Here is a 12,254-nt window from a genome sequence, read left to right on the forward strand (position 1 = left end):
ATCCCTTCTTTTCATTGTATTTATAGGTGTTTAATTTTCATTAAGTTAAGTTCTATTCAACTTAACTTTATTACGTACTAACTTTTATCTTTTCCAGAAGCCGTTCAAGCTCTAGTAATAGCTGAGGACTAATTTCTTTGTCTTTTAACGCAAATTCAATTGTCGTCATAATAAATCCGAGTTTTTCACCAACATCGTAACGAGTTCCTTCAAAATCATAAGCAAACACTCTTTGATACTTATTTAACTTTTGAATTGCATCCGTTAACTGGATTTCTCCGCCTGCACCGGTTTCCTGTTCATCAAGATAAGTGAAAATTTCTGGCGTTAAGATATAACGCCCCATTATCGCTAAGTTAGAAGGAGCAGTACCTTGCTTCGGTTTTTCTACAAAGTTTTTAACACCATATAAGTTATTAAAGCTACTTGATGGTTCAATGATTCCATAACGATGTGTTTGATCTTCTGGCACTTGTTGGACACCAATGATAGAAGCGGTCGTTTCTTCATACTTTTCTATCAGTTGCTTCAAACATGGTTTTTCCGCTTGGACGATGTCATCCCCGAGTAGTACGGCAAAAGGCTCATCTCCAATAAATTTTTTCGCACAATTTACCGCATGACCTAAACCTTTTGGCTCTTTCTGCCGAATATAATGTATATCAGCTAATTTTGAGGACTGTTTGACTTTCTCTAATAAGTCAAACTTACCCTTCTCAAACAGGTTCTGCTCGAGCTCGAAGGCATGGTCGAAATGATCTTCAATCGCTCGTTTGCCTTTACCTGTCACAATAATAATGTCTTCGATGCCCGATTCGATGGCTTCTTCAACGATGTACTGAATCGTTGGTTTGTCCACAATCGGCAGCATTTCTTTAGGCATGGCTTTAGTTGCCGGCAGAAAACGGGTCCCTAATCCTGCTGCCGGAATAATGGCCTTTCTTACTTTTTTCATTATTAAGGTTGTCCTCCTTTAAAAGATTCCTAGAAACTTCTTTTTCCGAATATGAGAAGGAGGTTCAATTAGTATGCTTTCTCCTCTCAAGACTAACTCCGCATTCTCTTGCAGATAATATCTTGTGCTTATTCCATATTGTTTTTCGATGATCTCATATGCTTTTGTGAGATGAAAACCGCGACTGCTCGTATTATGTGCATCTGATGCAATAAAGTGTGCCATGTTTGACTTAATCAGATCGTGTGAGAAATTCATGATTTTCTTTCCAAAGTTACCGATTATAGAATTAGCTGTAATTTGAGTGAGAGCACCTTCAATAATGAGGTCGTATAATAGGACTGGATTCTCTATAATTTCGCTGTTACGTTCAGGGTGAACGATAATCGGTGTATAGTTTCTAAGACTTAATTCATATAGAGTTTCTGCGGCGTATGCTGGGACATTACTTGAAGGAAATTCAATAAGTATATATTTCGACTGGTGGTGCAACGGCAATAAAACATCCCGATCAAGGTCATCAATTAATTCTTTATACAGTCGAATCTCTTGTCCGGGTAAGATATGAAGCGGAATATTTCTTTGACTTAGTTCTGCATTTAATAGATGTACATTCTCTAAAATGGAGCTTTTTTCATTTTCATATCTTCCATTTCGATGATGTGGTGTTGCATAGAGATGCGTGATCCCCTCTCGCACGGCAGCTTCTGCCATTCTTACAGCATCCTCTAAATTCTGAGCTCCATCATCAATTCCCGGCAAAATATGACTATGTATGTCTATCATAGAAGTTCTCCACCTTTTAAAGGACTATAGAACTAGTACTTTTTGTGTACTAGTTCTATTTACTTAATTTCGGAAATCTATCGTTATATTACCATAGATACATAATTTTACAACGGTCATCTTTTGTCGAATAAACATGAATATTGTTAAGTAATTATTAATTCGATCCGTAATAGTAGTAATAATTATCATTTTTCATTTCTTTTGCGTTTAAAACGGTTCCTAAGATCTTCGCATTCGCATGTTCCAGCAACTCTTTTGATTTAACCGCTGCTTCAATTTCTGTCTTTCCACTTGAAATAACCAGAATGACGCCATCCACGCGATGGGCTAACAACTGAGCATCCGTTACGGCCATAACGGGCGGTGTATCAAATAAGACGTAATCGTATAATGAGCTTGCTTCTTCTATTAGATGAGTCATAGACTTTGAATCTATTAATTCAGATGGATTCGGCGGTACTGGTCCACTCGGCAGTACGTCTACATCTGGAATCTTTGTCGAGACCACCGCATCTTTAAGCGTGGTTTGACGCGTTAAGACATTTGTTACACCATAAATATTACTCACTTTAAAGGTGTAATGGACTGTTGGTTTTCGAAGGTCTCCATCAATGAGAAGTACTCTTTTCCCTTGTTGTGCGAGGACTACCGCTAAATTCGCAACCGTTGTGGACTTCCCTTCTCCAGGGCCTGATGAAGTAACCATCAACGTTTTAAACTCTTTATCGATCGAAGCAAATTGGATGTTTGTACGAATGGTACGATATTGTTCTGAAATCGGTGATTTTGGATTAATGTGTGTGATTAAGCTTCGCTGGGTTAGATCTTGAATGGTCTTTCTGAACTTACGACTCAAGGGTTTCACTTCCCATCCGTTTACTTGCTGCTTTCTTTGAAAAAGGTGCTTTTTCATCGTCTACTGAAATCTTAGGTATCGCCCCAAGAACAGGCAGTCCAAGTATGTTTTGAATATCTTCTTCTGTTTTTATGGTGTTATCCAAGTACTCCAGTAAGAACGCAATTCCGATACCTGCCATCAATCCAACCACTAATGCGATCGCAATGTTTAGCAATGGTTTCGGTTTGATTGGAGAAGGGTTGTCTTTTAGCACAGCCGGAGAAAGAATCTTTACGTTATTAATTTCCATAATTTCATCCACTTCATCTCTAAAAGTTTCTGAAATGGCATTTGCAATCTTAACTGCTTGAGCAGGATCTTCATCTTGAACCGTTAAACTGAACACTTGTGAATTTTGTTCACTGTTGACGGTAATTTTACTTATTAATGTGTCAGTTGATTGCTTCAACTTTAAATCTTCAACCACTATGTCTAAAATGGCAGGGCTTGTTATTATCAATTTATATGTGTTGATCATTTCTACGTTCGTACGGATTTGGTTTGGATCTAGCGTGGCTTGTTCATTAGATTTTTGGTTAACCAGAATCTGCGTCGAAGCTTGGTAAACCGGTGTAAGAATAAAATAAGAGATCACACCACTCACTGCCACAGCAACTGCTGCGATAAGCGCAATTAACATCAAACGTTTGCGCAGTGTTTGAGCAATATCTTTCAAGGAAATCGTTTCTTCCATAAATGCCTCCATCTATGTATTGATTAATTTTTAAGTTCGTTGTATTATATCATACTTATTTGTCAAATTAGGGATTTTTTTATAAAAGTTTGTAATACTTGGCAGGTTATTAACATTATTGTAACATAATTATTACAAAAAATAATTTGTTATTGTATTTAGATTATTCAATAAAAGATTGACGTGGTATACTTTTTGTAGCGATCGAATTCAAAAGGAAAGAAGCGAATAAATCACATGATCAAATTCTTGAAAATAGCAGCAATTGTTCTCGGACTAGCTGTAGTTGGAGTTGGCGGATATGTTTATTATCTTTATGATTCCGCAAAAGATGCCGTAACGGAAATGCATGAAAAAGTAGAAACGGATAAACCGAAGCCAATCGTAACGGGTAATGAGGAAGATTTGAAACCAATCTCTATCGTGCTGCTTGGTGTTGATGAGCGTGAAGGTGATAGCGGCCGATCGGATACGATGATCATTGTTACCGTTGATCCGAAAGACGACAAGATGCTTATGTTCAGCATCCCCCGTGACACACGGACCGAAATTGTTGGAAAAGGTATGGACGATAAAATTAACCACGCTTATGCGTTCGGTGGAACACAGATGGCGATGGATACGGTAGAGAATTTCCTTGATACACCTATTGACTATTATGTAAAGGTTAATATGGAATCGTTTCGAGACATCGTGAATGCAGTTGGCGGTGTGGAAGTAAATAATCCATTTGCATTTAAAGAAGGAGAATATACATTTCCAGAAGGACCTCAAGAGCTAAATGGTGATCAAGCCTTAGCTTATGCAAGAATGAGATACCAAGATCCGAAAGGTGATTTGGGCCGTAACGATCGTCAGCGTCAAGTCATCACTTCTATTATTGATAAAGGGGCACGCGTTTCTTCTATTACAAAGTTCGATAACATTCTTGATATTTTAAGTGAAAATGTGAAAACAAATATGACGTTCCAAGAGATGAAAGACATTCAAAAGAACTATAAAAGTGCTAGACATAACATCAAATCTACTGAAATTAAGAGTTCAGGCAAGATGATCGGTGGCACCTATTATGGGATTGTCGATGAAACTGAAAAAGAACGTATCCACAATCTTTTGAATGAATATTTGAAATAATAGGTATTTGGAACCAGACCTTGTAATGGTCTGGTTTTTTGTTATACTTTTTTAATGTAATAATTTTTGAAGAGAATTGTTGATAAATAAATAGTGATTGTGTTATTTTTTGCACTTAATATTTTTGTGAAAAAGTAATTATTTTTTCGTAATATTTCGACAAAAAATCTTAATTTACACCCATTACCAATTTCATATGAATATGATACCATGATTATAGTAGTATTAAACGAGGAGGAACCGTCTTTGACTACGATTTCCGTTTTAATGGTAGAGCCGTCAAAACGCCCGTCCATTGTGTCGATCGATAATGATTTGAGAACGTTTGAAAACATCGTGAATGGTCCTTTAGATATGCAGCCATTTTACCGTTCACCTTTTAAGATTGTATGTAACGTCGATAATGGCTATGAACTTACATACGGCAAGAAAAAACCGCGTGACAGCTTTTTCATCGTAAAGCACGATGGCCAGTTTAAAGGCATTGACCGAGCTGAAGCTGAAGAAGTCCGTGATTATCTCAAAGAGAAAATGAAGAAGTGGAAGTAATGAAAAGCTAGCATTTGATGCCGGCTTTTTTATTTTGGCTAAGGTTAAGCATCCAGCCAGTTGTATGAAGGTCTCGTTCTAAAAGCAGCGTGATGTAACGAGTGTTTCAACCTTAGCGTTCTCTACTCCTACTAAGCGGACACTATACTGACTTAACACTTCAAATGGGATGAATGTGTCGAAAGGTGTCGGCCTGTGAGTATATTTTATTTTCTGTGAGAATACAGTAAAAACTCGTGAGATTAAGATTCGTTTTCGTTAGATTATCGGCAAAACCCGTGAAATTAACCAACCTAGGAGCTTTTTAGCCTAGGAAAAGTGCTAAAAAAATCAGTTTAAAAGCATGTACCATGTTTATTCCATTGTGAGATGGGAAGAAAGGAGTTATGAGAGATCAAAAAGGAGTGATGTAGAAAATGTCTAACCAAAATCATCCAACAGGACAACCCGCTCAGCACCAAAACCAACAGCCAGGTGTGGAATCGGAAATGACACCACGTCCACAATCTGAAAGTCCAACTTATAAAGGAAGCGGAAAACTGAAGAACAAATCTACCCTAATTACAGGTGGTGACAGTGGAATCGGTAAAGCAGCTGCAATCGCCTTTGCAAAGGAAGGCGCTAATGTAGCCATCGTTTATTTAGAGGAATCTGGTGATGCAGAAGAAACAAAGAGACAAATAGAAGAAGAAGGCGTGAAGTGCTTACTTATTCGAGGAGATATTGGAGATGAGTCGTTCTGTGAACAGGCAGTTCGTGATGTGGTCGGTTCGTTCGGCGGACTTGACGTACTTGTGAACAATGCAGCAGAGCAGCACCCTCAGCAAAACTTTGAAGATATTACAGCTGAACAATTAGAAAAAACGTTCCGCACAAACATTTTCTCTATGTTCCACTTAACAAAAGCCGCTCTTCCTCATTTGAAACAAGGAAGCAGCATCATTAATACGGCTTCAATCACGGCGTATCAGGGACACCCGGAACTGATCGATTACGCTTCAACAAAAGGAGCGATCGTTTCGTTCACCCGTTCGTTATCGAATAACTTAGTGAAAAAAGGGATTCGCGTGAACGGAGTGGCACCTGGTCCGATCTGGACGCCGCTCATTCCTTCAACTTTTACAGCGGATAAAGTGGAACAGTTCGGAAAAGATACGCCGATGGGTCGTCCGGGACAGCCGGAGGAACTTGCACCAGCTTATGTGTACTTGGCAAGTGAAGACTCTTCCTACGTTTCCGGGCAGATGATTCATATTAATGGTGGTAATGTTGTGAATGGATAATGAAAAAAGCCGGCGCTGGTAAAATAGCGTCGGTTTTTTAAATGGTATAATCCAAACTTGGCTGAAACTCTCTGAACTTGTAGTGTACCAGTTTTGAAGTATTCCACCTTTTCTCCATGAGATTCAATTTCTTTTTTACGTAATCAAAAGGAGCAGTTCCTTTATATTCATCACCAAGGTAAATCTCACATTCGTTATTTCCTAAATAAACGACCTTTATAATGTAGCCATTCAGATGACAGATATACAAACCGTTGCCTAAGCGGATCACGCTTCACACCTCTTCTTTCAAGGAATGTTTCCAAGCTTCATAGGCAAGGAAAGCACGTATTTCTTCCTTATTAATTCCTATTTCCTTCGCTTGCGTAACAAGCTCAACCCATTCAGGATCAAGCTGCTCGACCTGAATATTTAACAGTTGTTCCACAGGTACCTCCAACGCTTTAGCCAATTTTTGTATCATATGCGCAGACGGGTTGGTTTTATGACTTTCAATGCTGCTTAAATAGCCTTTTGATATTCTTGCCTTCTTGGCAAGCTTCGTGATGCTGAGACCTTTTCTTAATCGAAGCTTTTTTATTTGCTTTCCGAGACTATCATTCATGATTAACAACTTCCTTTGCTATAAAACCTCCTCTTTATCCAGAACAGCTTTTACAATATAGCGGTGGGTTGGATTTTTCATGGGATGACACGTAATCAAGGTAAGGGTGCTTTCAGATGCATCTTTTTTGAGCACTGACAAATCATCAGGCAGCACGATCATTTCGTCGATAATTCGATATGTAAGCTTTTTGTCTTTCGTTATTACGCGGATCGTGTCCCCCACTTCCACTTCAGGCAAGCGGTTGAACTGCTTTCCATACGTGTAACTCCGATGAGCAGCAATCGCCGAATTTCCAACCTCCCCAACAGGAGAGGTGCCTTTTAGATGTCCCGCTGCTACTTTTAAATTAGCTTGGGAGGCACCTTCCATGATCGGGATGGTTAAATCGATCTTGTTAATTTCGAGCTTGCCGATGATTCCGTTCTTTGTTTTTTGAGGAGTGGGTGTGTTCTTAGGCTGACTTTCATCTAAAAAAACATCATCCAGCTGTTGGTAGCTCTGTAGGATTTCAGAATCTTCATCGCTAGATTCCCAGTCTTCCAACAGCTGCTTTTCCTGATAGGAGTAGTACATACTTTTAGCTTTCGGATAAAACATCGTACTCAAGCCTGCTGCAATCAAGAGATAGGCGAGCCACTTCATCCCTTACCCTCGTTTAAAAGGATTTGGAATGATAGATTTCTTGATGAGCAACAGACCAAGTCCAGCGAGTGAGATGAAGAATCCAGACAAAATGATGAATATCGGATTATCCTCACCAGTCTGTGGCAGTGAACCTGTATTTTTGCTTGGCGGGTCAGCCGGTTTCGTTGGTGTCGGGTTGTTGCTTGGTGGTTCATTTGTACCCGGCGGCTCATTATCGTTCGGTGGCGGTTCGTTGTCATCTGGAGGATCCGGTGGGTCTCCATCGTCCGGTGGATCTGGTGGATCTCCGTCATCTGGCGGATCTGGTGGATCTCCATCGTCTGGTGGATCCGGTGGATCTCCGTCGTCCGGAGGATCTGGTGGGTCTCCGTCATCTGGTGGGTCTGGTGGATTGTTTCGACCCTCAGCATACAAAATGAACTCAACTTCAGTACCTAAACCTTGGAACTCATTACCTGATGAGAAAGGAAACTCAACGGTTAGAGTTATTTTTTCTTGAGAATGACTAGAGAGTGCCCGCGGGGCCAAACCCGTAAACGAACCTAGGCTCCCATCATATAAAACAGTCGAATTGTCCTTAACTTCTAGTTGAAGCTGATTGTATAAAAGATCAGACCCGGATTTTTTACGAGAATTAAAATTATAGGTGAAGTTTTGGTTTCCGTTATTTTGAATCGTAAGTTCACGAATCATTAGATCTCCGGGTTTGAGATTTGATACATTAAATAACACGTCTGCAGGTAAAGTAGCCAGATCAATTTCCTTTACAGCTGTATCTGCACCTGTTTTTCCCGTTGGTAAAAACAAGACAACAGTTAGAATAAAAATTGAATAGATAGCAATTAATTTTAAGTGTGATTTTTTCATTGTTTAACCTCACTTTAAATTCGTTTGAGGCTATAGCAAAAGGCGGGCTAAACCCGCCTTCTCTTTTAAAAATTAACAATATCTTAGTCTTCAGATCCTGCTCTTTCGTTAATATTTGATCCAGCACCATTAGCTCCATCGTTACTTGTATGCTCTTTCGCACCCCACTGGTTAGCTGTGAAATTGAATGTAACATCTGCTTTATCATTCATAAATTCATTTCCAGCAGTTCCTTTAAATGTAATTTTAATAACAAGTTTGTCATTATCAGACGGAACAACCGGAATACCTGTATAAGCTCCATCAGTATTAACAGGAGCAACGTTTAAATAATCACCTTCATGTACGATTCCTGCAGCTGCCCAATCTGCTGATGTAAATGTATCGAGGTCATGTAAAGTAATTCCGTGTGACGGCTCAATAAGCTTAAAGTTAGCTACAGGATCGGATGCGCCTGGAATATAATCTGCATATAGGAGTTCAACATTAAATTGGTCTAATATCTCTTGATCAGTATTTACGCCACCTAAATCTGAATCTCCATTGAGATTTGCTCCCCCATCTGTTACATCAATCACAGTGTCTAATAGTACATTTTTAATTGCTAATGTACCTTTATTTGATAAAACAATTTCTCTTTGCATACTGTCACCAGGTTTTAAGTTCTGAAGGTCAAAATTCATTGGAACTGTTCCATTAGCTGCTATTCCTAAATCCAATGTTCCTGTTTTAAAAATATTATCAGTTTTTTCTGTATCAGAAAACGCTGCCCAAGTTCCCCCACCGATCATCGCCAATCCTAGTGCACCAGATGCTACCCCTAAACCTAACTTCTTCTTGATACTCATTAACATTTTCCTCCCTATCGCCCACTCTTCATGGGTATGTAGTTTTTATATTGAGCCCCCATTTGGGGGATTCAACCAAAGTTAATTAACCATTAATTGTTGTTTCTTTGTTTTTTGATGGATCTAATTCTCTTACTGTTTGCCAGACCGTAATCCCGGAGTAAATCAATAAGAACAAACCCGGCAGTATTAAAAGCATTGCTGTGCCCTCTTTTGATTTTGCAAAATCCATCGTATAGCCTAAGAAAGGTATCGTAAATCCTTTGTATTCACCTACAACATTCTTGGAAAATATTGGGTCTTTATCCGGATCTTCGTTGTTATCACCCTTGGTAATATATTGTGTTTGTTCACCTTGACCTCGCACTTCCAAAACTCTGTGAGTTACAAGTGAGTTATCTTCTTTTAGGAATGTAATAATATCGCCTTTTTGAAAACGAGTCATATCTCCGTCTGGTTTTATCGCGATAATAGATCCTGTTTGAATGCTCGGTTCCATTGATCCTGAAAGAACTGTTTTTAATTGATAACCCAAGAAGTTCGGTTCTCCACCAGAAGCTTTAGATGAAATGACGACAAAGGCCATGAATAATAGAGATAAAAATAATATGGAAGTAATGATTCTGCTCATCCAAATCTTTGCTTTAATCAAAATTTTTCACCTCAGAATTTTTATTGTGTATCTGTACCTGAATTTGGTTCATCTTCAGATTCTTCCTCTGTACGTTCTTGTTGTGTACTATCCGAGCTCTCATTACTGCTTTCTTCTGTTTCATCTGGTGTTTCTTGCTGTTCTGGTTCTTCGTTAGGAGGAGTCGCTTCATCATTAGTCTCTGTTTCATCAGGTACCTGCGTACCTTCTTCCTGCTGAGGAGTATCTGCTGGTAGTTCGGCATTGCTATCAGGTTGTTCTACATTATTTAAACTCGGAAAGATAACAGTGATTTCACTGCTCCATAGGTCTTTTTCAGGATTACCATTTCCTCCTCCTGTACCGTTTGGATCACCGTGGAGTGGTCTTTGAAAAGCTCTAAACATGTATTTGCCTGACTCTGTGGGTGTATACTCAAGGGAATGTTCTTCATTAACTGCTAACTTAGGAACAGTACCACTACTAACTTTTGTTCCATTCTTTGGACTTCCTGATCCTATTGGTGTCCTATAAACTTCATAAATTACTGTTCCAGCCATATCTTCATTACCAACATTTTTAATAATGGCTGTAATTCCTTTATAGTCCCCGATAACAGGGTCTATAAATTCCAAGGAACTTCGATCCCAAACTACATCATCATCCGGTGGAATATCCCATTGTGCCGTAATAGAAAAACCTGTTGTTTCAATATCATTAAATAATGCATTTGTAGTCCCTATCAGAGATATCAACGAAAAGGTAGTAGTTAATACAATCATTGCTAACTTTACACATAAGATGTATGCCCAATGTTTATTTCTAAATTTCCTAAGCCGTTTATTTCTTATGACAATCCCCACCTTTGCAAGAGGATGATTTTTGTTCGTTTTAAAGAACATTTATGTTGTTATTATAGAACGTAATACCTAGTTTAAAAACCCTCATTTAAGGTCATTTATGTTCTTTTCAGCGTACAAATGTACTAATTACCTTCCTTTTTCTTCAATTTTCATAAAATATTGTAATTTTTAAAGTACATTATGTTCATTTTAAAGAACAATTTTAATGTAGACTATAAGGCTCCTAAATATTGTGTATTTGAATAACCTAATATCAAGTTATAACACGTCTAATTTAGGGGGTGCCCTGTGTCTATGGTTAAAATGAAGTATCACAGAATAATGCTGAAGTACTTTATAAAAGTTGAAATGATGGCAAACTGGAAGCAAAATTTTCAAAGAAAATCGATTATCACGATAATATGATTCAATTATTTCTAACGAGGGTTGTTCGTTAAAATTGTTACGAAGCTGTCTCAATTGGAACTTTAAGTTCTTATTGGAAAAGCTTTATATTTTGAACGTTGGGCAAGTGTCGAAAGGTGTCTCCTCGCGAGTATATTTATATTTCAGTGAAATTCCGGCAAAAACTCGTGAAATTAGGATACATTTTCGTGAGATTATCAGCAAAACTCGTGAGATTAATCCCCGTATGGTCTTCCCTGGCTTAATAAAAGCCGCAAAAGTACCCTGAAGACACCCCACCATTCAAATAAAGAACAGTTTTGTTTCCAAACTGCACTTTATCCCATAAAAAAGAGGACGGCCGCTATAGTTCCGGTTCATCCTCTTTTTAATTTGCTTTATTCCCAACTAGCATAGAGTGCAATTGGGTCATACTCGTTTAGTCAGCCGGTTGTTTAATTGAAACAAATATTGGAGAGACATCGACTAATACTATAAATAACTATTAGTTATTACAAAATATAACAAAATATTCCCTATTTTTTAAATTTATGGTAATTTTAGGATGATAAACATTCAGGAGGCGAAAAAATGGGGAAGAAGATTATTTTATGTTTGTTTTTGTTGGGAACGGTACTATTTTTTGATCAAGAGAAAACATATGCAGGCTGTGGTTCAGGTAGCAGTTCCATTTTAGACAATGATAACAATGGCTTCGATTCACCTGATAATGATTATTCTGGTAGTTGGAAACACGAATATTCGACGAACTCTTATAGGGGTGATCATCGTTACGCAGCACCTACAAGCAGTGGATATAACCTTTACTGGTGGTATTTTAGTTCATGTTCATTGACAGGCACATCAAAAGTATATCTTTGGAATACAAAATTTAATGCTACAAGTGTAACTTATGTTGCAACAAACTCCTCAGGGTCACAGATCACATCAAAAAGCATTAACCAAAGAAACGCTCCTGGTGGATGGAGCTCGTTACTTTCCTTCAGTAAACCCATATCGACTATACGCTTATCACACTCATACAATAATGATGGTGGGGCAGGAGCAGACGGAATTCAACTGAATTACAATTAAATACTAGGAGGT

The 12,254-nt window shown here is 38.3% G+C and carries 15 protein-coding genes; 4 read left to right on the plus strand and 11 right to left on the minus strand.

Annotated features, from left to right (window positions below; translation table 11 throughout):
• Positions 1–70 precede the first annotated feature (70 nt).
• The 4 genes from galU to M3196_RS08055 all read right to left on the minus strand — a co-directional run bounded on the left by galU (position 71) and on the right by M3196_RS08055 (position 3,336).
• Positions 71–955 carry a UTP--glucose-1-phosphate uridylyltransferase GalU gene (galU, locus tag M3196_RS08040; protein ID WP_251321765.1) on the minus strand — a complete coding sequence of 295 codons (885 nt, stop codon included), beginning with the start codon at positions 953–955 and terminating at the stop codon, positions 71–73.
• Positions 956–973: 18 nt separating this feature from the next.
• Positions 974–1,741, minus strand: coding sequence for a tyrosine-protein phosphatase (locus M3196_RS08045; RefSeq protein WP_251321766.1), 768 nt, complete (start codon positions 1,739–1,741; stop codon positions 974–976).
• 157 nt (positions 1,742–1,898) lie between these two features.
• Positions 1,899–2,600, minus strand: a complete 702-nt coding sequence (locus M3196_RS08050) for a CpsD/CapB family tyrosine-protein kinase (protein ID WP_251321767.1) — start codon at positions 2,598–2,600, stop codon at positions 1,899–1,901.
• Complete coding sequence (locus tag M3196_RS08055) at positions 2,590–3,336, minus strand: YveK family protein (RefSeq protein ID WP_251321768.1); 747 nt, start codon at positions 3,334–3,336, stop codon at positions 2,590–2,592. The genes M3196_RS08050 and M3196_RS08055 overlap by 11 nt, the downstream gene beginning before the upstream one ends.
• A 237-nt stretch (positions 3,337–3,573) precedes the next feature.
• Between M3196_RS08055 and M3196_RS08060 the strand changes: the two genes are divergently transcribed.
• The 3 genes from M3196_RS08060 (at position 3,574) to M3196_RS08070 (ending at position 6,302) form a co-directional block, all read left to right on the plus strand.
• Positions 3,574–4,470, plus strand: a complete 897-nt coding sequence (locus M3196_RS08060) for an LCP family protein (protein ID WP_251321769.1) — start codon at positions 3,574–3,576, stop codon at positions 4,468–4,470.
• Between the two features lie 246 nt (positions 4,471–4,716).
• Positions 4,717–5,019 (plus strand): DUF3846 domain-containing protein, encoded by a 303-nt coding sequence (locus M3196_RS08065; RefSeq protein ID WP_251321770.1) that lies wholly within the window; start codon positions 4,717–4,719, stop codon positions 5,017–5,019.
• Between the two features lie 416 nt (positions 5,020–5,435).
• Positions 5,436–6,302 (plus strand): SDR family oxidoreductase, encoded by an 867-nt coding sequence (locus M3196_RS08070; RefSeq protein ID WP_251321771.1) that lies wholly within the window; start codon positions 5,436–5,438, stop codon positions 6,300–6,302.
• Between the two features lie 37 nt (positions 6,303–6,339).
• Here M3196_RS08070 and M3196_RS08075 read toward each other — a convergent pair whose 3' ends face one another.
• From M3196_RS08075 to tapA, 7 genes are all read right to left on the minus strand, one after another.
• Positions 6,340–6,573 carry a hypothetical protein gene (locus tag M3196_RS08075; protein ID WP_251321772.1) on the minus strand — a complete coding sequence of 78 codons (234 nt, stop codon included), beginning with the start codon at positions 6,571–6,573 and terminating at the stop codon, positions 6,340–6,342.
• A gap of 3 nt (positions 6,574–6,576) precedes the next feature.
• A complete protein-coding gene (locus tag M3196_RS08080) occupies positions 6,577–6,906 on the minus strand; it encodes a helix-turn-helix domain-containing protein (RefSeq protein WP_251321773.1) in 330 nt (109 codons plus the stop codon).
• 18 nt (positions 6,907–6,924) lie between these two features.
• Complete coding sequence (locus M3196_RS08085) at positions 6,925–7,551, minus strand: class D sortase (protein WP_251321774.1); 627 nt, start codon at positions 7,549–7,551, stop codon at positions 6,925–6,927.
• Positions 7,552–7,554: 3 nt separating this feature from the next.
• A complete protein-coding gene (locus M3196_RS08090) occupies positions 7,555–8,421 on the minus strand; it encodes a TasA family protein (RefSeq protein WP_251321775.1) in 867 nt (288 codons plus the stop codon).
• 83 nt (positions 8,422–8,504) lie between these two features.
• Positions 8,505–9,269, minus strand: a complete 765-nt coding sequence (locus M3196_RS08095) for a TasA family protein (protein WP_251321776.1) — start codon at positions 9,267–9,269, stop codon at positions 8,505–8,507.
• Positions 9,270–9,354: 85 nt separating this feature from the next.
• Positions 9,355–9,921 carry a signal peptidase I SipW gene (sipW, locus tag M3196_RS08100; RefSeq protein WP_251321777.1) on the minus strand — a complete coding sequence of 189 codons (567 nt, stop codon included), beginning with the start codon at positions 9,919–9,921 and terminating at the stop codon, positions 9,355–9,357.
• A gap of 20 nt (positions 9,922–9,941) precedes the next feature.
• A complete protein-coding gene (tapA, locus tag M3196_RS08105) occupies positions 9,942–10,802 on the minus strand; it encodes an amyloid fiber anchoring/assembly protein TapA (RefSeq protein ID WP_251321778.1) in 861 nt (286 codons plus the stop codon).
• 936 nt (positions 10,803–11,738) lie between these two features.
• Here tapA and M3196_RS08110 point away from each other — a divergent pair.
• Entirely contained in the window at positions 11,739–12,242 is a 504-nt protein-coding gene (locus M3196_RS08110; RefSeq protein ID WP_251321779.1) for a hypothetical protein, read from the plus strand.
• Positions 12,243–12,254 lie beyond the last annotated feature (12 nt).

Origin of the sequence: Fictibacillus nanhaiensis, assembly GCF_023715445.1 — a bacterium.
In the GTDB taxonomy this organism is placed as follows: domain Bacteria; phylum Bacillota; class Bacilli; order Bacillales; family Fictibacillaceae; genus Fictibacillus; species Fictibacillus nanhaiensis_D.

What these genes read in the sequence shown, in the direction of transcription:
- galU (WP_251321765.1), bottom strand. Translation starts at nt 955, where the DNA reads ATGAAAAAAGTAAGAAAGGCCATTATTCCGGCAGCAGGATTAGGGACC.
- M3196_RS08045 (WP_251321766.1), bottom strand. Translation starts at nt 1,741, where the DNA reads ATGATAGACATACATAGTCATATTTTGCCGGGAATTGATGATGGAGCT.
- M3196_RS08055 (WP_251321768.1), bottom strand. Translation starts at nt 3,336, where the DNA reads ATGGAAGAAACGATTTCCTTGAAAGATATTGCTCAAACACTGCGCAAA.
- M3196_RS08060 (WP_251321769.1), top strand. Translation starts at nt 3,574, where the DNA reads ATGATCAAATTCTTGAAAATAGCAGCAATTGTTCTCGGACTAGCTGTA.
- M3196_RS08070 (WP_251321771.1), top strand. Translation starts at nt 5,436, where the DNA reads ATGTCTAACCAAAATCATCCAACAGGACAACCCGCTCAGCACCAAAAC.
- M3196_RS08080 (WP_251321773.1), bottom strand. Translation starts at nt 6,906, where the DNA reads ATGAATGATAGTCTCGGAAAGCAAATAAAAAAGCTTCGATTAAGAAAA.
- M3196_RS08085 (WP_251321774.1), bottom strand. Translation starts at nt 7,551, where the DNA reads ATGAAGTGGCTCGCCTATCTCTTGATTGCAGCAGGCTTGAGTACGATG.
- M3196_RS08090 (WP_251321775.1), bottom strand. Translation starts at nt 8,421, where the DNA reads ATGAAAAAATCACACTTAAAATTAATTGCTATCTATTCAATTTTTATT.
- M3196_RS08095 (WP_251321776.1), bottom strand. Translation starts at nt 9,269, where the DNA reads ATGAGTATCAAGAAGAAGTTAGGTTTAGGGGTAGCATCTGGTGCACTA.
- tapA (WP_251321778.1), bottom strand. Translation starts at nt 10,802, where the DNA reads ATGTTCTTTAAAACGAACAAAAATCATCCTCTTGCAAAGGTGGGGATT.
- M3196_RS08110 (WP_251321779.1), top strand. Translation starts at nt 11,739, where the DNA reads ATGGGGAAGAAGATTATTTTATGTTTGTTTTTGTTGGGAACGGTACTA.